This window comes from Pseudomonas sp. G3-39 (genome assembly GCF_054790485.1).
In genome coordinates this window covers 1,474,086-1,494,570 of record NZ_CP186497.1, presented here as the reverse complement: position 1 = coordinate 1,494,570, position 20,485 = coordinate 1,474,086, and the positions used below count along the sequence as shown (strand labels likewise).

Below are 20,485 nucleotides of genomic sequence, written 5' to 3'. Positions count from 1 at the left end.
CTCCGCTACCTCCTGAAATCGTTCGGATCTAGTTTGGAGGCATACTCCAACATTTGTTTTATTCCTTCATCATATTTATTGCCAAACTTACTTCTGATGTCGTTGATGTCCATCTGAATAGCGTCCATCAGGCGACCCTCTTCGAGCAGCGCTTGCTGCTTGTCCCGATAAGCCTTGGCTTCTTCGGAACGACCAAAACTCGCGGTGTTTTTGTGATCCTCTGGATCCATCTTGATGGCAGGACCATCACGACTGCTGATTGGCGCGCCTTTGTAGCATTTCTGAGCAGGACAATGGTGCGAGTCCAGCCCGTCGTTTACTGGCTTGCTGGTGTCTTTGTGCGGACCGCCCAATACATCTGCCGGATCCTTTTTGACGACGGCAACCGTTCTCGTGACGGCCTTCATCCCAATGGACTTGAATTCCCCGAGTACCGCATCGATCAGGAAACGGGTAGCGACAACATACCCATCACCATCGTATTTGTATTCCTCATTACCCCCTTCGTGCTCTTGTTTGGCAGTCTCGTGGAGCTTCGTCAGGTCCTCCTCTTTCTCACCCAGTAATTTCGCGGCCAACTTGATGGCTGCCAGATCTTTCAGTTCGTCAATTTTGTCGCCATACGCGGCGTTGAGTAATCCATTGGCGGTCATGCTCAACAGAAACTTCATCGGCCCCATGACTGCCTGTACAGCAATAACGGTGGCCTGAATTTTCTCGGTCGGCATATCCTTCGTGAGATCAATCAAGTCCAGAACTTGATTCAATGCCAACTGACCATGAGTGATCAGGTTTGCGGGAACCGGAATAGGCGGCAGCGTCATTGTTCCAGGTTTGTCTGGGCCGCTTGCCGGATCAACCGTCATTTGTGGGCAGGTGTTGTTTGCGGTGCAGCTTTCTACCAGCTTTTCGTAATCAGCCGCTTGTTTCGCGAACTCGGACAGCCCTTTCAACACTGTCTCAGGCAATGATTTTATCTGGTTGGGATCAAGCCCTTGTCGAACGAAGTTCTTGGTGACTGCCAGAGCGCGCTCTTTGCCCAACTCAGTGATCAGCGTTGGAGAAACATCATCAATGTCAACAAGCTGAGCATTGATCGCCTGATTCAGGTTTTGCAGAAAGCTGGCGCCCGCCTTGGCTTGATCGAGCATGTTCTTCTTGAAGTTGATGACGTTATCGCCCCAACGCTCAAGCGTCTCCAGCGGATGGCTAACGGCATCAATGGAGGAACTGCTCGCATACAGCGTCGTGCGATGTTCTTCATCCCTGGTGATTTCATACGCCTTGTTCACATCACGATTAAGACCTGCCGTGGAATCCTGCCCGGTAGTCTTGTCGTTACGTACAACAATCTGCCCCTCGCCCACCGTGGCGTTCAACGTCTGTTGGCGATCCTTGTCATATTTGTAGCCTTCAACTGCCCAGCTATTTTTGCTCTCGCCTTCCATGCCTTTGTTTGGCTTGTCGGCCTGGGAGCCACCGCCACCGCCATAGCTGCCACTGACATTAAGGTAGTAGCCGTGCTCGTTATCCTTACCGGTGATGTTGCGGTAGCCGAGGGTGTCGGTGTCGAGTTTCAGATTTCCGTTGTCGGCGCTGATTACCGAACCATCGAGTTGCGTATGTTTTTCGGTACGGATGTCGACTTTGCTTTTGCCACTGATAACAGTCTGGTTGTCGACCCAGTTGGTTTTGCCGTTGGTTTGGCCATAACCCAAAGAACCGCTGACCGTTGCACCGAAGCTGACCGCAACCGTCAGGCTGGCATCGAACTCCTTGCCTTCGACCTTGCCGGTGTTGGGTACCGAGGTCACGGTCAGGTTGCGACCCACATCACCGATGACCTCGTCGCCGCGCAGAGTCGCGCCAGCAATCGTGGTATCACGGCCGCTTTCGAAGCCCAGTTTGTTTCCGGCATACAGATAGGCTTCTTGCTGCTTGACGCCTTCCCGATTGAGATCGCCAATGCCCACATTCGCCGAACCATAAATCCCGAAGCCGTCCTGGCCCGCGATGATGCCGCCCTCCGCGCCCCAACTGCGCCGATCATGCGAACTCTCGTAGGCGTTTTGCGCCGAGAGAATATTCAGATCGTTACCGGCCTTGAGTGAAATATCCCGCTCGGCGGTGGCCCGGGTGCCGATCAGCGTCAGGTCGTTTTTCGCGTCAAGGTTGATGCTGCCACCGGCGTTCAACTGAGTTGCCGTCGAGGTGCCCTGCGTGGATTTGTCTGCAGTGCCGGCATTGCTGACACCTACACCCAGTTTGAAGCCGCCGGTGGTGCCCCCCTTGACGCCGCCCTTGCTCTGGGTTGAATGCCCGTCGCTGCTTTCTGAACCGTGCGCGACATCAAAGGTAATGTCTTTGCCTTTGACGTTGATGTCACGGCCGGCATTGAACTGGCTACCGCTAACGTTGACGTTGTTGCCAGCGTCCAGCGAAATGTCATTGCCTGCAGAAAGTGTCGACGGACGTTGAGTAACCGACGTTTGAGTCTGGTTTGAACTGACGCTCGATCCACCGATATGGCCGTCAAATTTCGGCCCACTGAAAAACTGATCCAGCGTATCAACCGACTTCAGAACACTTGAGCCCTTGCTGACCCCGTCCTCACCTTTGCCAGTGCCTTTGAGGCCATCCATCGTATTGCCAATGTTGTATGCCGTGGTCACGGTGATGCCGTTGCGCTTGATGCTGTCACGGATGGTGACTTCGCTGGCCTCCTCCTTGGCATCGATGTTGATGTCGCGATCGGCCTTGAGGCGGATGTTGTTCTCCGCCGTCAAGTCCGAGCCTTGCTGATTGATGTCACGACCGGCGTTTACAGTGATGTTAATCCCCGCATCGATGGAACTGCCCGCAGCGGTGTAGCCCTTGCTGTTGACACCATGTTGAATGGTTTCACTACCGGCGAAGGTGGTGAAAGCATTGCTGTCGATGGTCTGTTTGATACCAACGGTCTTGTCTGTCTCCCAGCTGCTGCTGCGCTGGTTGTCGATGGACGCGACCACGTTGACGTCGCGACCCGCGTCGAGCGAAACATTGTTGTCGGCACTGATGCCGCTGCCAATGACATTGATGTCACGCGACGCATTGAGAATGGCATCGTGCCCGGCATTGACCTGGCTACCGATACTCTCGGAGCTGACAACTTCCCGTCCTCCATTGTGGGAGGTGGCGAAAGTCATGTCCGCGCCAAAGCCCGGCGTTCCGGCAGCCCAACCGATTGCGTCCTTCAGCGAAAGGCCCAGTTTCTTTTTGTACTCTTCGGCACGGCTGTAGGCCTGATCATCGGCGGAAGACAGGGTGATATCGCCTTCCTTGTCCACCAGGCCAGCGTGTAGTTCAGCGTCGTTTTTGGCGTTGACTTCACTGGCGTTCAGGCGAACATCACGCCCGGCGAGAACCACCGTATCGTGACCAGCGTTCAACTCACTGCCGACCTGGGTAACCGATGTCTGCAAATGACTGCTGCCACTTTTGGACATGCCGAATAGGCCGGTTTTGGTTTTTTTGCTGTAACTGCCCGACTCCTCCGTAGCGGAAAGCACCGCGACATCGTTGGTCGCACCGACAAACAGATCATTACCGGCGTTCATCTGGCTGCCGATGATGGTAACGTTACGACCGCCATCAAGACTGAGGTCGCCGTCTTTACGCCTTGAGACGTTGACGGTCAGATCACGGCCCGCGTCGATCACTGACGCGACGTTTTCACTTTCATAGCTTTCTGTCTGGGTCGTCTTGCTTCGACCAAAAGAGCCTTTTTTCTTCCTGTAGTAGTAAGCGGAACTCTCGTCCTTGGCCGAGGCGACAGTAATATCCTGTACTGCGTCGAGGCTGACATCATCTTCGGCCTTGATCCGGCTGGCGATAATCCCAAGATCGTTACCTGCCTTCAGGGCAATGTCGCGCCCGGAATTTAAAACCGACGACTGTTGAGTAATGCTGTGGGTTTCGTTCGCGCGCTTCTTGCTGCGCGAGACGTAGTCACTCTCGTCGGCGGCCGAAGTAATGACAATGTCATGGCCTGAATCGACGCTGAGATCGCGCTTGGCATCCAGCCGACTGGCCACGACCGCCACATCCCGATCGGCACTGATCGACAGATCCCTTCCGGACGTCACTTCTGCGCCGAACTGGGTAATGGTCTGATTCAGGAAGCTGCTGCCACGCGAATCCGTGCGGCGATCCTGAACCGAGGTGATGTTCACATCGCGATCGGCATCGAGCGTCATATCCCCACCGCTTTTCAGCACACCGCCGATATTGCTGATATCACGCCCGGCATTGATCGTCAGATCATTGGCCGCTTCGATCCGTGCCGCGTTGTTCAGGACGTCGCGGTGCTGCAGCGTGCCGCCATAGTTGGTGTCGTAGCCATAAACATCGCGCTGGTTGATCACGTCACCGTTGGTGGCCGTCAGACTGACGTCCTTGCCCGAAATAACGCCGCCGCCCTTGTTGACGATGTTGTTGCCAGCCTTGAGCGTCAGACGCTCACCGGCTTCGATCAAACCGCTGTTGGTGAGGTTGTTGCCGGCTTCGGCCGACAGGTTGTTCGAGGCGCGAAGCGTGCCGGCGTTATTGAGGTCCGCACCGGCGATCAGAGTCACGTCACCGCCCTGAATCAATGCACCGTTGGGTGCCAGACGGTTATTCGCCTGGGCGAGGTAAAGCACCGGCACCAGCACCTTCTCGCCATTCACTTCGTGCTCTTCGAGCCAGACGATGTCATGGGTCAATGCCGCCACTTGTTGCGCCGTCAATGTCACGCCCATCGACAGGTTGAGTTCATTCTTGCTGGCGACAGCATTGTTCATCAGGTACTTGAACATCGCTTCGTCGGAGGTCTGGCCGTCGATGAAACGTTGGCCGGTGCGGGCAACGACAGCCTGCTGAACCAGGCGCTGTTCAAACAGGCCATCGCCCAGACGCTTGGCGCTGTTGTCCGGGTCGTACCCCAGTTTGTCGAGCAGATAGTCCGAGCTCATGAACTGCTTGAGATCGGTGAGTGCCGGGTTGGTCTCGATCAGGTATTTGTGCGGATTGGAGCGCACGCTGGTGTCAGGCAAGCCCTGGACGCGCGGAACGTTGAATGAGGCGCTTCCCCGATTGGGCAACAGCACGCCGACCGGCCCGTCACCCGCGGCTGCGTTGACATTGATCACGGCCGTCTTGTCGTCGAGGTTCAACGATGGGCGACTGGCCAATGCCAGCTCTCGGTTTTTCACCGAGACCGGATCGTTCTTGTCGAACTGCAAGTCAGTGGCGTGCCTGACCGGCATGCCATCGGAGCGCTCTGTAGTACTTGCGGCTATGGAACCAATCGTCCAGTCCTTGCCGGCAACCACCGCTTGTTCCGTGCCGCCCTTGCCACTGAGACGGAACAGGCCATTGTCACCGGTCGGCAGCGTGAAGCCTGGCAGTGCCAGCGGGTTGACCTGTTGTTGCGCCAGATCCGGCGGCAACTGCGGGTTCAAGAAAACCACCGTCGGTTTGGCCGCGTTTTTCACCCCGGTATCGGCACCGCCCTTAGTGGTGCCGTCAAAGTTTGTATATGGGTTCAGGTTGCCGTTGTTGATGGTGGTCTTGGCGTTGATCTGTACCGCTTGTCCGGCCTGAATGATCGAAGGAACACTGCCGCCGCCGTTGGTGAAACCCCGGTCATCGCGCTGCTTCACGCCTGCCAGAATCTGTGCCGGCACTGCGACCTCGGGCCCGATGCCGAACTTGGTATTGACCTTGTTGAGCAATTGCTTGTTCAGCGCCTGGTAATCCCAATGCATCCCGCCCTTGTCAGGCTCGTGCCAGCTATCAATATAGTCATATTGATTTTTTGAGTTTCGGTCGGCATAAGCCTGCAGATCCGTGCTGACCCAGCTCGATTGGGGTTTGTTTGGAAGCCCGCCGAGTTTGTAGGTGCGCATCCGTGTAAAGGTGCCCGACTGCAAGCCGAAATTATCGAAGCTATCAACGTCGAGAGTGATGTTCTTGCCCGCGGAAATCAGTGACGCCGTGTTGGTGAAGGCCCCAACATTCGCGGTCAGATTGCCAGCCACCGAGAGCGATGATTGCGGCCCGGTGATCTTCGAAGTCGACTCAAAGTTCTCGTTGACGTAGAACGTGGTACCGCTGAACGTAATGTCGCCGGAGAGAAACTTCTCCTCGCCAATCACACCTTCAGTCTTGTTATTGAAACTGTTGGCCGACAGCGAAAAATCACCGTCCACATTGATCGAAGCCGCGAGGTTGTTGACGCTGTTCGCACGACCGCCAGCCATACCGGCAATCGTCAGGTTGCCAATGCTGTAAACGTCCCCGGTCTGGTTGGTGAAATCATTGACCAGCAGATTCATGTTGCCGCCGCTGAAGACCAGCCCGTGGTCGTTCACCAGGTTAGCCGTCCTGATCGTCAGGTCCTGCGCGGCACCCAGCGTACCGGTGTTGCTCACGGCGCCCGCATTGATCGTCAGGCCGTTGTTGGAAGTCAGTCGACCTCCGGCATTGTTCAACAGCCCGCCAATGTTGAAGTTACCCTGCCCGCCACTGCCGATGCTGGCGACGCTGGTGAGGCCCAGTTGCGCCGCGTTGAAGGTCATGTCACCCAAGCTGCTGACACGACCATTCCCGCCGTAAGTCCCGCCTATCTGGAAGTCCATGCCACCATCACTGGCGATCAAACCCTCGTTGGTCCAGTTGCCGCCACGCGCCACCAACAGGTTCGACGCCAGCAACTGCCCGCTAGCGGTCTGCACAAAATTGCCGACATTGACGGTCAACCGCCCAGCCTGAATCACACTGCTGTTGGTCCAGCTGTCCGCGTTCAGCGTCAGGCCGCCGAGGGTCACCAGCGAGCCGCCGGCGTTCATGACGTTGGCGGTCGAGATGCCGAATTCGCCGACGCCGACATGGGTGATCGAGCCGCCGGCATTGAGCAGGCTCGGCGTGGCGAGATTGAAGTCGTTGTTGGCGGTTTCCACCAGACCGTTGCGGTTGTCGAACAGGCTGCCGATCTGGAAATCGGTTTTGCCGCCAGCGCCCAGTGCGCGCAGTTTGCCGCCCTGGTTGTCGAGGTTGGCGGCGCGAATCGTCAGTGTGCCAGCGCTTTCGATCAGGCCGCTGCGGTTGCTGAGGTTGCCGTTGACGCCCAGGTCGATGCCATTGCCGCTGATCTGGCCGGCGTTGTTGCTCATCGAGCCGGCGGTGGCTTTCACCTTGCCCCGGGCGTAGATCCCGCCGCCGCTGTTGTCGAGCGTGCCGACACCGGCATCGAGCAGGATGTCACCGCTGTTGGCGGCGATACGCCCGCCGTCGCTGTAGATACCACCGAGTGCGCGCAGATCGAGGCGGCTGCCTTCGATCTTGCCGCCCTGGCCGTTGCGCAACACGTCAGTCAGGCGGGTCTGCAGCAAACCCTTGAGGCTCGACAGCACACCGCCACGGCTGTCGAGGCTGGCGGCGGTGAGGGTCAGGTCGCCGTTCTGGGCGATGATCTTGCCGCCCTGGTTGTCGATGGCGCCGCTGCCCGCATTCACGGTCAGTGCAGTCATGCTTTGCACAGCGCCCTTGGCGTTGTTCAGCGCCGCAGCGGTGAGGTGCACCCCGGCATCGCGGCTGGAGATCAGGCCATCGGTGTCGTTGTGCAGAGTGCCGCCAACGGTGAGATCCAGTTGGCTGTTGGCCGACACGGTGCCGCTTTGGCTGTTGTTCAGATCACCGCTGGTGAGCAGGTTCAGCAAGGTCTGGCTAATCAGTTGCCCGCCGCGGTTGTCGACGCTGGCGGAGCGTTTGATCAGCAGTGGGCCGTTGCTACCCAACGCGCCATTGACGTTGGTCAGAGCGCCGAGCAGGTCGAGGCTGACGCTGTCATCGCCAACGAAGCTGCCATGGCTGTTATTCAGTTGCGTGCCGGTGAAGGTCAGGGCTTTTTTCGCGGTAATTCTGCCGCCGCTGTTGTCCAGCGTTACAGCGCGGACATCCAGCGTGTCACCGCTCTCGATCAAGCCGCCGGAAGTATTACTGAGCGTGCCACCGGTCAGCGTCAGCGTCTGCTTGCCGCCACTGCTGAGAGTGCCGTTGCTGTTATCGAGGCTCGCGGCCTTGATGCTCACCTCGCCCTTCGCGCCCACGCCACCGTTGCTGTGGTTGGCCAGCGCGCCACTGAGGTCGATGCTGGTGTCGCCGAGCAGACTGGAAACACTGCCTTGCTGACTGTTGTCGAGGGTGCCGCCGGTGACGCTCACGCCGTTCCAGCCGGAGACCAGCCCCCCCTGGTTGTTCAGTTCGGCAGCGGTCAGAGTCAGTTGATCGTTGCTGATCAGGTTGCCGCCACGGTTGTCCAGGCTGTTGCCTTTCAAACTGAAGCTGTTGACGCTGGAAATCTCGCCCTTCTGGTTATTCAGATTGCGCAGCGTATCGATGCTCAACACGCCTTTGCTGTTGATCACGCCGTTCTGGTTATTGAGGTCACGCAGGTGGGCGATGCTCAGCAAACCCTTGCTGCTGATCAGGCCGTCCTGGTTATTCAGATCCTGTGCGGTGGCGCCCAGATCGATCGCCACGCCCGCAACACCCACCAGCGTGCCGCCCTGATTATTCAGGCCGGTGCTGTTGAGGGTCAGTTGTTGCGCGGCCTTGATGCTGCCCTTGTTCTGGTTGTTCAGCAGGCCATCGACCTTGACGTCGATATCGCTGTCACTGAGCAAAACACCTTCGCCGCTGTTATCCATACTCGCCGCGCGAACCTGCAGCGCCGCCGCGGCGATCTTGCCTTTGATCGAGGTCAGCGCGTTGTCGATCTGCAGGGTGAGTTTCTGATTGCTCAGCAGTTGGCCGCCGCTGTTATCCAATGACTTGGCGAGCAGTTCGAAAGCCTGCTCGCTGGAAATCTCGCCGCCACGGTTGTTTACGTCAGCCAGATTCTTCAACAACAACTGACCCGGTGCACTGATGACGCCGCCCTGGTTGTTCAACGCGCCGCCGTTCAGATCGACGCTGACATCAGCATTGCTGCTGAACAGCCTGCCGCCCTGCTGATCGAGACCACGAACATTGGCCACCAGCGAATTGGCCGCGCCGAGACTGCCGGCGGTGTTGGTCACCTGGCCGGCCGTGATGTGCAGTTGATCGGCGGAGTAAATGCTGGCCTGGCTGTTGTTGAGGTCGCCGGTGGTGATGCTCAGTTTGCCTTTGCCACTGATCGCGCCTTTTTGCTGATTATCCAGCGCGCTGCTGTTGAGCGTCAGGTCGGTGTCGGTCAGCAGTTTGCCGCCCTGGTTACTGACGGCGCCACGGGTGTCGATGGTCAGCGCTTTGGCGCTGGAGACCGTGCCGGCGTTGTTGTTGAGACTGTCGGCGTTGATCGCCAGAGCCCCTTCGCTGACGACACTGCCTTGCGCATTGTTCAGACCCGCAGAGAGGTTGATCGCAAGATCTTTCTGGCTGGTCAGACGTCCGCTGTTTTCCAGGGTCTTGCCCGTCAGGGTCAAGCCGCTGTCACCGGACAGCAGCCCCTTGTTGCGGTTGATGACTTCATTAACCGTCAGCGCCAGATTGCCGCCGGCGAGCATGTAGCCGCTGTCACTGTTGTCGAGCCAGGCGCCGATCAGGCTCACATCGGCCTTGCTCGACAGTTCGCCGCTGCGGTTGTCGATACGGTCGACGCTGAGCTTCAGCGCTTTTGTTGAACCGATGAGGCCTTCCTGACGGTTATCCAGGCTGGCGGCCGTGATCGTCAGGCCGTTGTCGGCGATGACCACACCGTTCTGGTTATCGAACATTCCGGTGACGCTGAAATCGACATCACCCCGCACGCGAATGTCGCCGCTGTTGTTGTTCAGACTGGCGCTGCGACTGTCGAGGCTGGCGGAAGCAATCACCCCTTTGACGTTGCTCAGGGCGCGGTCGATGACGAGGGTGAGCTTTTCATTGCTGAGCAATTTGCCGCCGTCGTTGTTCAGGCTTTGCGCATTGAGGCTCCAGGCCTTCGCAGCGGAAATTTCACCGGCACTGTTGTCGACGTCCTTGAGGTTTTTCAGCAGCAACTGGCCCGGCGTATGAATATTGCCGCGCTGGTTGTTGAGCAGGCCGTTGTTCATGTCCAGGGTCAGGTCGCCGTTGCTGAACAGCTCGCCGCCGTCCTGCTCCAGCGAGGTCACCGAGACTTCGAGTTTCTGCTGACTGCCGAGGCTGCCGCCGGAGTTGTCCAGGTGCCCGGCGGTCAGCAACAGCGTGCCATCGGTGGCGATACTGCCGCTCTGACGGTTTTTCAACTCGCCGGTGGTCAGGGTCGAATCGGCCTTGGCGCTGATGATGCCGTTGGCGCTGTTATCCAGGCTGCCACTTTTGAAGGTCAGGCCCTTCTGCGAGACGATCAGGCCGCCCTGGCTCAGTACCGCGCCGGTAGCGGTCAGCGCCATAGCTTCAAGGCTCGACAGTTTGCCCAAGCGATTGTCGAGGCTGTCGGCGCTGAGGATCATTTGCCCTTCACTGCTGATCAGGCCTTGCTGGTTGTCCATGGCCTCGTCGAAGGCCAGCCCGAGCGTGTTCTGGCTGACGATGCGCCCGCCGACGTTGCTCAGGCCGATGCCGCTGAGGGTGCTCGCGCCTTTGCTGAAAATCAGGCCGTTAGTGGCGTTGATGATCTGCGCGACTTTCAGCGCCAGCGTGGTGTCGGACAACACCTTGCCGCCCTCGCTGTTGTCCAGCCGCGACCCGTTGATGTGCAGGTCCTGCTGGCTGGAGAGCGAGCCGCCGCGGTTGTCGATCTGGTCGACGTTGACCGTCAGGGTCTTGAGCGACCCGACGAGACCGTCCTGATGGTTCTGCAGCGTCTTGCCAGTCAACAACAGGTTGCCTTCGGCAACCAGTTCACCGCCCTGCTGGTTCAGGCTGTCGATGTTGGCGTCGACATCGCCCTTGCCGGAAATCCGTCCGCCATCGTTGGTGACATTGTTGGCCTTGAGGCTCAGCAAACCGGTCGAGGTGAGCAGACCACCATTGCGGTTGTCCAGCGTGTTGCCCTCGAACGTCAGTGTGGTCTTGCTTTCAACGCGGCCCTTGTCGCCGTTATCCAGTTCACTGATCAGCAGTTTCGCCGCCTGATCAGCGCGAATCGTGCCACTGCGGTTGTCCGTATTGGCGCTGGTAACCGTCAGGGTGTTGAGGCTGGAAATTTTGCCGGCGCGGTTATCCAGGCGCGTGGCCTGCACGTCCATCGCTGCGTTGGCCTGGATCAAGCCTTTGTTCTGGTTGTCCAGGCGATCGCTGATGCGCGTGGTCAGCGTGCCTTCACTGGTCAACTGGCCTTGCTGGCTATTGTCGAATTGCTGTGCGCGCAGGGTCAGCGCTTGTCTGGCGCCGATCCGGCCGCCGTTGCTGTTGTTGATCGCGCCGAGGGCGGTGATGTCGAGCAACTGTCCGGCGGTCATCACGCCGGCGACGTTATCCAGCGAAGTGACCGTCAGTACCGCGTCGGTCTGGCCGCTGAGTTCGCCATTGCGGTTGATCAATTGACCGATGTTGCCGGTCAGTCTGGTCTGGCTGTTGATCACGCCTTTGTTGTTCAGCACTTGAGCGGCATTCAGGTTCATCGTGCCGCCGCTCAGTACGCGCCCGCTATTGCGGTTGTCCAGGGTGCCCGCCGTGATCGCCGTGGTTTGTCCGCTGAGGGTACCGCCCTGGTTGCTCAGGGTTTGCGCAGTGCTGACTGTCAGATTGCGGCCGGCGACGAGGCTTTTGCCAGTGTTGTCGAGGTTTTGCGCACTCAGGCTCAGATCACCGTTGCCGTTGCGCCCGCCGTCGGCGTTGACCCCGGCTTCGATGACACCGCCGTTGGTCAATTGCCCACCGGCACTCAGGGCAATATTGTCGCGGGCCGCGAGGGTCTGGCGGTTGCTCAAGTTGCCCTGAGTTTGCACGTTAAGCGCAGTGCCGGCGTAAACCGGGCCGCGTGCATCAAGGCTCGCGGCTTTGACATTGACAGCGCCGGTGGCCGAGGTGTCGACCAGACTCAGTTGGCCATTGGCATCAAGCTGAATATCGCCACCGCTGGCGATCAGTTTGCCGTCGAGCTTCACGCCGACCCCGGCCTCGGTGCCCACCAGTTTGATCGCCCCGGCATACATCCCGCCCAGCGCCGAGGAGTCAATCGCCAGTTGCGGTTTGGCGCTGCCGTCGTCGGCGCGGGCCGTGGCGCTGAGATGTTCAGCGTTGACGTCGTTACGCCCGGCGACGATGGTCAGGTTTTTCGCCTGGATCTCGGCGTTGATCTTCGCGGTGCGGGTGATGATTTCGAAGCGGTCGATATTGGTTGCGTTAAGCCCGGCGCCTTCGATGGCGACCGAGCCTTGATCGACCTGAAAGCGATCGAGGCGACCGTTGTCCAGCACCGGTTTGCCGGTGGTCAACGTGACCCGTGGCGCATTGATGAAACCGCAGCCGTTGCAGGTGATGCCGTAGGGGTTGGCCACGATCACCCGCGCCGACTGCCCCGCCACTTCGGTGTAACCGCGCAACTGGCTTGGGTTGCCGCTGATGACTTCGTTGAGAATCGCTTGCGCCGAGCCGCTGTTTTTCAGGTTCGGGTTGCCGATGATGTGCCCGGCCAACTGGGTGTTCGAGGTTTGCGTCGAGCCGTTGTTGAGGATGACGCCCTGCGCGCCGACGTTGTAATCGTGGAACTGGTTGTGCGACAGCCCGCTGCCGTTGGGCGTGGCGATGTTGATGATCGGCACGCCATTGCCGGCCCGATCCAGCGCGGTGTTCGGGTTGGCCACGACAATGCCGTCGGCCTGCGCCCACATCGGTTGCCAGAACATGACGTTCGCCAGCAGGAACGCCAGCCCGCGCTTGGGCATGCCCAGAAACGACTCACGGGTTTTCACGTCAGCAGAAGGCTGACCAGCGAGGAAGGCGTATTGGCGAACGTCCATGTTTGAGCTCTCGTTGCGACAGGCGAGTGAGGTCTGGGTAATCAACAGGCAAAGCGATCCCTGCCTGGCCAAAACACGGGGCCAAGTGAGAGAACAAGCAAAAGGGGGATAAATGCGCGCCTCGGTCAGAACGTCCAAAGCGTGGCAAAAACGATCGCAGAACCGCTGGCGAATAGTTTGTTCGATCCCTCGAAATCACAATTTGATATCAATGTGATGGCGCGATGGTAGATCGCCATCATTCTGGCGTCAATAAGTCGTACAGTGTCTTTTACAACAACCGCTCTAACCCGTGGCTTTTCCTCAAGAAGTATGCTTTTTCAGGGGAAGATCGCGACCGTTCGGTCACTCTAAATGGACTGGTAAAAACACTGGAACTGAACTTTTCACCGCCCGAAACCCTCCACCGATCAACCCGCCCTACCCGGAACGGAGGCCTGCCCCCATGAAAACCCTGCTCAAGCTCACCCTCGCCGCCACCCTCGCCTGCGCCCTGCCCGTCTGGGCCTGCACACCAGAAGAGGCCACCGCCAAACGCGAACAACTGGCCAAGGAAGTGGCCAAGCTCACCGAACAGAATCCGGCCAAGGCCAAGGAAATCAATGCCGAGTTGCAGAAGATGGACTTGGGCACGGCCAGCGCCGATCTGCCGGACAAGTGCCAGTTGATTGATCAGCGCTTGAAGGAACTGGACTCGGCTGAGAAAAAAGCCGACAGCTAAAAGCAAGATCAAAAGATCGCAGCCTTCGGCAGCTCCTACACCAGACCCTGTAGGAGCTGCCGAAGGCTGCGATCTTTTGATCTTGAAAATGCATTTGTGCATTTATTTTCTTGCACAAACGCATATCCAGACTAAGGTTACATCGAGCAAGGAGATCGGCACCGTTCATCGCAGATGAAAACCGTTAACCACCGATCGCTCGGCAATACCGCAACACAATCACAAGCTGGACGCTTGTTTTCATTCATGGAGGACTGAAAAAATGTTAACCACTCAAGCAACATCGTTCACCGGCGAGAGCCTGCCAAGGTGCCTTGTTGGCCACCTGATCGACCCGCAACTGGTCGAGGTTGAAGCCACTGCGCAAACGGCGGCACTGGCCGCTGCCAACCTTAACTTCACGATGCAGAAACAGACTCAGACCAATTGGTGCTGGGCCGCTGTTTCCGCTTCGGTCGGCAATTATTACGGCACTGGAAACTGGACCCAGTGCGGCGTCGCCAGCACCCAACTGGACCGCAATTGCTGCAGCCAGCCGGGGCCGTGCAACGTCTACGGCTATCTGGATTCGGCCCTGCAGACCACCCGCAGCTATAACGGGATGAATCAGGGTTCGCTGCAGATGTCGGCCATTCAGAACCAGATCAACATGGGCCGCCCGGTCGGCCTGCGTTGTGCCTGGTACGGTGGTGGCGCGCACTTCCTGGCGATCTACGGCACCAACGGCAACTACGTGCTGATCGCCGACTCGATCTACGGTTACTCGACCCGCGCGCTGAACTCATTCCCCGGTTCGTACAACGGCGGCGGCAACTGGACTCACACTTATTTCACCGCAAAAAACTAGGAGGGCGACATCATGCAACTGACTTATCCAAAGGCGCCTTCCAACGGCGTACAGACTTTGCGTCCGGTGCTGCAAGCCGCGCTGCAAAACCAGAGCTTCGGCATCAACCGCCAGTTCGCCAACGCGACACCGGCCAAAGTCAGCCTCAGCGAAGCCTATCGCGGCTACTCGCTGACGCTGGACGATCTGAGCCAGGGCAAAGGTCTGAAGGACGCGCGCATCGGCGACTGGCATTACCTGGTATTTGCCGACGGCGTGAGCATTGCCGATGCGCAACTGGCCGAGGTGCGTGGCCATGTCGAGTTCGCTTCGCTGAACCACGGCACCCGGGCCGCCGACACCGTGGGCGCGTTGAAACTGGCGGAACAGGCGCCGCAACTGCAGGGCAAAAGCGTTGAATTGCGCGTGTTGTTTGTCTCGGCACTGCACGTCGTGGCGATCTGGCTGCACGCTGCCGGTGAAGATATGCTGATCCCCATCGAGCCGACGCCGAAAGAGCTTGGGGACTCGCGGCTGTACAGCGAAGCCGCGCTGCTCGCGCTGCTCAAACCGGCGGCAGGTCGCGCCAAACAGCGCTTTGACGCAGACACCAGCGGACAGTTGGGGAGCTGACAAACCCTGCGCAAAAAAAACCCGGACACTGTCCGGGTTTTTTATTGGCCATTTGTGGCGATTTATTCAGCCGCTGGCTCAGCCGGCTTGCGACGTTTGAGCGGGGCCATGCCGTCGCTGCTCACCAGAGAATCCGGCTTCGGACGGTTGGCGCTCTTGCGCTTGGTCGGGGTCTTGGCGGCGGTTTTCTTCTTGTCGCCCTTGGCGTCGGTCTTTTTCTTCTTCACGCCGACGGCTTTGCCCGAGGCCTTGACCTTCTTCGGTCCGCCGTAGGTGCCTTTGACTTCCTTGATGGTGCGGCGCTCGAAGCTCTGCTTGAGGTAGCGCTCGATGCTCGACATCAGGTTCCAGTCGCCGTGGCAGATCAGCGAGATCGCCAGACCGTCGTTGCCTGCGCGGCCGGTACGACCGATGCGGTGCACGTATTCGTCGCCGCTGCGTGGCATGTCGAAGTTGATCACCAGATCCAGGCCATCAACGTCCAGACCACGGGCCGCGACGTCGGTAGCGACCAGAATCTTCACGCCGCCCTGCTTCAGACGATCGATCGCCAGTTTGCGATCCTTCTGGTCTTTCTCGCCGTGCAGCACGAACGCCTTGTATTCCTGAGCCACGAGGCGGCCGTAGATGCGGTCGGCCATGGCACGGGTGTTGGTGAAGACGATGGCCTTCTGGTAGGTCTCGTTAGCCAGCAGCCAGTTCACAATCTGCTCTTTGTGCTGATTGTGGTCGGCGGTGATGATTTGCTGGCGGGTGGTCGAGTTCAGCTGGCTGACCGCGTTGAGCTGCAGGTGCTCTGGGTTGTTCAGCACCTTGGCGATCATCTCGCGCAGGCCGGAACCGCCGGTGGTGGCGGAGAACAGCATGGTCTGCTGACGGTTCGGGCATTCGTCGACCAGACGTTGCACGTCTTCGGCGAAACCCATATCGAGCATGCGGTCGGCTTCGTCGAGCACCAGCACTTCAACTTCTTTGAGGTCGAGGTTGCCGGCGTTGAGTTGCTCGATCATCCGGCCCGGCGTACCGATCAGGATGTCCGGCACCTTGCGCAGCATCGCGGCCTGCACCTTGAAGTCTTCACCGCCGGTGATCAGGCCGGACTTGATGAAGGTGAACTGCGAAAAGCGCTCGACTTCCTTCAGGGTCTGCTGGGCCAGTTCGCGGGTCGGCAGCAGGATCAGGGTCTTGATGCTGACGCGGATCTTCGCCGGGCCGATCAGACGATTGAGGATCGGCAGGACAAAAGCGGCGGTCTTGCCGCTACCGGTTTGCGCCGTCACCCGCAGGTCACGCCCCTGGAGCGCCAGCGGAATGGCCGCTGCTTGCACAGGCGTTGGCTCGACAAATTTCAGCTCGGCCACGGCTTTGAGCAGGCGTTCGTGCAGGGCGAATTGGGAAAACACGGGTGCTACCTCGAAGATATGCAAAAAAACAGCTGCATAGGTTACCGGTTTCGAGCGCTCAGGCCGAGTTTCTTTATACAAACGGGCGCAATCAGTGGCTTTTTTGTTGCTCGATTTGTCTCCAACGGTAATACACAGCGTCTTAAATGCTCTAATCGCCCATCGCGTCTTACAGAAGAATCGTTGCTCACATGGATTTCAAACAGCTCTGGCTCAACGCCCAAGACCTCTGGGGTGCCCTCGAAAAGCACCCATTCCTGCAATCCGGCCTGGCGCTGATGCTGCTATTGGTGATCGCGCTGGTCCTCGGACGAGTGGCACGCTATCTGATCCTGCATGCCAGCCGCATGCTCGGGCGCCAGCCGGCCTTGCACTGGATCAACGACTTTCGCCACAACAAGGTGTTTCAACGTCTGGCGCAGATGACGCCGTCGCTGGTGATCCAGTTCGGCCTGCACCTGGTGCCGGAACTGAGCAAAACCGCGATGACCTTTCTCGGCAACGTGGCGCTGTCCTTCACCATCCTGTTCCTGCTGCTATCGGTCAGCGCCCTGCTCAATGCGCTGCTGGACATCTACGCCCGCACCGAACACGCCCGCACCCGCTCGATCAAGGGCTATGTGCAACTGGCGAAAATGGTTCTGTACGTGTTTGGCGCAATCATCATCGTCGCCACGTTGATCGACCGTTCACCGCTGTTGCTGCTCTCTGGTCTGGGTGCGATGTCGGCGGTGATTCTGTTGGTCTACAAGGACACGCTGCTGTCGTTCGTCGCCAGCGTGCAACTGACCAGCAACGACATGCTGCGGGTCGGCGACTGGATCGAAATGCCGCAAGTCGGCGCCGATGGCGACGTGGTCGACATCACCCTACACACAGTCAAGGTGCAAAACTTCGACAAGACCATCGTTTCGATCCCGACCTGGCGCCTGATGTCCGAGTCGTTCCGCAACTGGCGCGGCATGCAACAGTCCGGCGGGCGACGGATCAAGCGCAGCCTGTTCATCGACGCCAGCGGCGTGCGCTTCATTCGTGACGATGAAGAAGAGAAGTTGAGCCAAGTGCACCTGCTGACCGGCTACATGGGCCGCAAGAAAGCCGAACTCAAGGCGTGGAACGAGGCGCAAGGAAACGTCGCGGCGATGTCGGCCAACCGCCGGCGCATGACCAACATCGGCACCTTCCGCGCTTATGCGCTGGCGTATTTGAAGAGTCACCCGGAGGTGCAGCCGAACATGACCTGCATGGTGCGCCAGATGCAGACCACGGCGCAGGGCATTCCGCTGGAGATCTACTGCTTCACCACCACCACGGTGTGGGCCGATTACGAGCGGATTCAGGGGGATATTTTCGATTATCTGCTGGCGGTGCTGCCGGAGTTTGGCTTGAGCCTGTATCAGCAGCCGAGTGGCGGGGATTTGCGGACCGGGTTGTTGCCGGCGGTGTTGGGGGCGGCGAGCATTCCCGAGCCGCAGAAACACCTCATGTAACGCCATCGATCAAAACTGTGGGAGCGGGCTTGCTCGCGAAGGCGTCAGGTCAGTCAACATAATCGTTGAATGACACACCGCTTTCGCGAGCAAGCCCGCTCCCACAGGGGTTATGCGGTGGCTTGGGAATTGCGGATGCCCAACCGGCTGATCCACACTGCCGCCAGAATCACGCTGCCGCCCAGCAACAACCTTCCCAGTTCCTCATGCTGATTCCAGATCAGCAGATTCAGCAGCAAGCCCACTGGCACATGCAGGTTGTTCATCACCGCCAGCGTGCCGCCGTTGACCATGCACGCGCCCTTGTTCCACCAGTACATCCCCAGCGCAGTCGAGACCAGTCCTAGGAACAACAACACGCCCCATTGCAGCGGTGCTTCCGGCAGAAAGTTCGCTTTACCAAACAGCAGGAATGCCGGTAATACCACCGCCAACGCGCCGAGATAGAAGAAGCCGAAACGTCGGTAGTGCGGCAGATCACTCGGGTGTTTTGCCACCAGATGCTTGTACATCACCTGCCCTGCGGCGTAGGTGAAGTTGGCCAGTTGCAGCAGCAAAAAGCCCATGAAGAAGTCCGGATTGATCCGGTCAAAACGAATCACCGCCGCACCGCCCACCGCTACCAACGCGGCCACCAGCGCCCACGGATTGAAGCGGCGGTTCAGCGCATCTTCGATCAGCGTCACGTGCAGCGGCGTGAGGATCGTGAACAGCAACACCTCCGGCACCGTCAGTACACGGAAGCTCAGGTACAGGCAAACGTAGGTGATGCCGAACTGCAACGCGCCGATCAGCAGCATGCCGCGCATGAACGAAGGCTCCACCGAGCGCCAGCGGGTCAACGGAATGAACACCAGCCCGGCCAGCACCACGCGCACCAGCACTGCAAAGTAGCTGTCGACGTGACCGGCGAGGTATTCGCCGATCAGACTGAAGGAAAACGCCTGGATCAGCGTGACAAAAAGTAGATAGCCCATGGTCGCCTCTGTTTCGAATGGCGGCGACGATAGCGGTTTTCTGGTCTCACTGCGAATAGCCCGAAACACAAAATCCCCCTGTGGGAGCGAGCCTGCTCGCGAAGGCGGAGTGTCAGACGGCAGATACTTGTCTGATGCACCGCTTTCGCGAGCAGGCTCGCTCCCACAAGGAGTTTTGTGTTGTTCAAAAAACACAGGCAAAAAAAAGCCCGATCTCGCTAAAGCGTTCAATCGGGCTACAGCACTCAGGAGCAACAAGTGCAAAGGGAGGTTCGATGCGCGTAGAGCCTTGAAGGGGTTGCGCCAGGTCACTTAACCAGCGGCGATTATCTGGCGATTAACATATCAAGCGACCTGAGACAGTTTGGCGTTGGCCTGATTCAGGCCCTTCTCCTGGAAGTCGCCACCCAGGTTCATGCCTTCGGCGTGAATGAAGGTCACGTCATGGATGCCGATGAAACCCATGACCTGACGCAGGTACGGTTCCTGATGGTCGGCCGGGCCGCCAGCGTAGATCCCGCCGCGAGCGGTCAGCACGTAGGCACGTTTGCCGCTGAGCAGGCCTTGCGGGCCGGTTTCGGTGTACTTGAAGGTCACGCCGGCACGCAGCACGTGGTCGAGCCAGGCCTTGAGGGTGCTCGGGATCGCGAAGTTGTACATCGGCGCAGCCATCACCAGTACGTCGGCGGCGAGCAGCTCGTCGGTCAATTCGTTGGAGCGCTCCAGCGACGATTGTTCGCTGGCATTGCGCTGCTCGGCAGGCTTCATCCAGCCGCCCAGCAGGTTGGCGTCCAGGTGTGGAACGGGATTCACGGCGAGGTCACGCACGGTGATCTGATCGTTGGGATGCGCCGCTTTCCACTGACCGATGAAGGTCTGGGTCAGTTGACGGGAAACCGAGTCTTGCTGGCGGGCGCTGCTTTCAATGATCAGAACGCGGGACATGGTGTGTAGTCTCCATCCGAGAATGTTGTAGGTCGATGGAGTGAAGGTTAAACAGGGTCGTATCGATGAAAAAGCGCAAATAATTGCTGCAAAGCATCGAATAATTCGTTTAGATGCAGTTTGTACCCTGTGGGAGCGGGCTTGCTCGCGAAGGCGGTGCATCAGTCAGAGCAGGTATCGACTGACACACCGCAATCGCGAGCAGGCTCACTCCTACAGGGGATTACCGTTATTTCGGGCTGCAGCTCAGATCGATGCGCAGCCTGATGATCTCGCGGGAGAACTTGGCCGTGGCATTCGTATGCTTGCGGGCCGGGACTTCGATGTTTCGCGTACGCGGTGCTTCCGGGCCATTGTTGAAAACGACTTTGCAGGTCGCGTCGACATCACCGTAGTTGGCGACCCGGATGGAGCCGATGTCTTTGTCGGTGTCGAAGGTCTCGTAGTCGATCTTCAAGCCATTGAGGTTCTTCTGCACATCGATCGGGTAAGCAAACGCAGTCAGCGGCAGCAACGCGAGCACCACACAACAGAATTTTTTCATTCGCCAGTCTC

General features: G+C 58.7%; 9 protein-coding genes. 4 read left to right on the top strand and 5 right to left on the bottom strand.

Going from position 1 to position 20,485, the window contains the following annotated elements; translation table 11 throughout:
* Positions 1-5: 5 nt before the first annotated feature.
* The gene (locus tag ACOYXG_RS06780) at positions 6-12,935 is read right to left on the bottom strand and encodes a hemagglutinin repeat-containing protein (RefSeq protein WP_460356638.1); all 12,930 of its coding nucleotides are present in this window, start codon (positions 12,933-12,935) and stop codon (positions 6-8) included.
* A 445-nt stretch (positions 12,936-13,380) separates the two neighbouring features.
* Here ACOYXG_RS06780 and ACOYXG_RS06775 point away from each other — a divergent pair, with 445 nt between their 5' ends.
* The 3 genes from ACOYXG_RS06775 (at position 13,381) to ACOYXG_RS06765 (ending at position 15,115) form a co-directional block, all read left to right on the top strand.
* Positions 13,381-13,656 carry a hypothetical protein gene (locus ACOYXG_RS06775; RefSeq protein ID WP_097086740.1) on the top strand — a complete coding sequence of 92 codons (276 nt, stop codon included), beginning with the start codon at positions 13,381-13,383 and terminating at the stop codon, positions 13,654-13,656.
* Between the two features lie 262 nt (positions 13,657-13,918).
* The gene (locus ACOYXG_RS06770; RefSeq protein ID WP_097086739.1) at positions 13,919-14,503 is read left to right on the top strand and encodes a papain-like cysteine protease family protein; all 585 of its coding nucleotides are present in this window, start codon (positions 13,919-13,921) and stop codon (positions 14,501-14,503) included.
* A 12-nt stretch (positions 14,504-14,515) separates the two neighbouring features.
* Positions 14,516-15,115: a hypothetical protein gene (locus tag ACOYXG_RS06765; protein ID WP_460356636.1), complete on the top strand. Its 600-nt coding sequence runs from the start codon at positions 14,516-14,518 to the stop codon at positions 15,113-15,115.
* Positions 15,116-15,177: 62 nt separating this feature from the next.
* Here ACOYXG_RS06765 and ACOYXG_RS06760 read toward each other — a convergent pair whose 3' ends face one another.
* Complete coding sequence (locus ACOYXG_RS06760; protein ID WP_041070247.1) at positions 15,178-16,518, bottom strand: DEAD/DEAH box helicase; 1,341 nt, start codon at positions 16,516-16,518, stop codon at positions 15,178-15,180.
* A 191-nt stretch (positions 16,519-16,709) separates the two neighbouring features.
* On the opposite strand from ACOYXG_RS06760, the gene ACOYXG_RS06755 reads away from it, so the two are divergent.
* Positions 16,710-18,008 (top strand): mechanosensitive ion channel family protein, encoded by a 1,299-nt coding sequence (locus ACOYXG_RS06755; RefSeq protein WP_096796631.1) that lies wholly within the window; start codon positions 16,710-16,712, stop codon positions 18,006-18,008.
* 110 nt (positions 18,009-18,118) lie between these two features.
* Here ACOYXG_RS06755 and ACOYXG_RS06750 read toward each other — a convergent pair whose 3' ends face one another.
* From ACOYXG_RS06750 to ACOYXG_RS06740, 3 genes are all read right to left on the bottom strand, one after another.
* Positions 18,119-18,985, bottom strand: a complete 867-nt coding sequence (locus ACOYXG_RS06750) for a carboxylate/amino acid/amine transporter (protein ID WP_139055239.1) — start codon at positions 18,983-18,985, stop codon at positions 18,119-18,121.
* A gap of 345 nt (positions 18,986-19,330) precedes the next feature.
* A complete protein-coding gene (locus ACOYXG_RS06745; protein WP_096796629.1) occupies positions 19,331-19,930 on the bottom strand; it encodes an FMN-dependent NADH-azoreductase in 600 nt (199 codons plus the stop codon).
* Between the two features lie 229 nt (positions 19,931-20,159).
* Positions 20,160-20,474, bottom strand: coding sequence for a 3-phosphoglycerate kinase (locus ACOYXG_RS06740; protein WP_098967723.1), 315 nt, complete (start codon positions 20,472-20,474; stop codon positions 20,160-20,162).
* Positions 20,475-20,485: the final 11 nt, after the last annotated feature.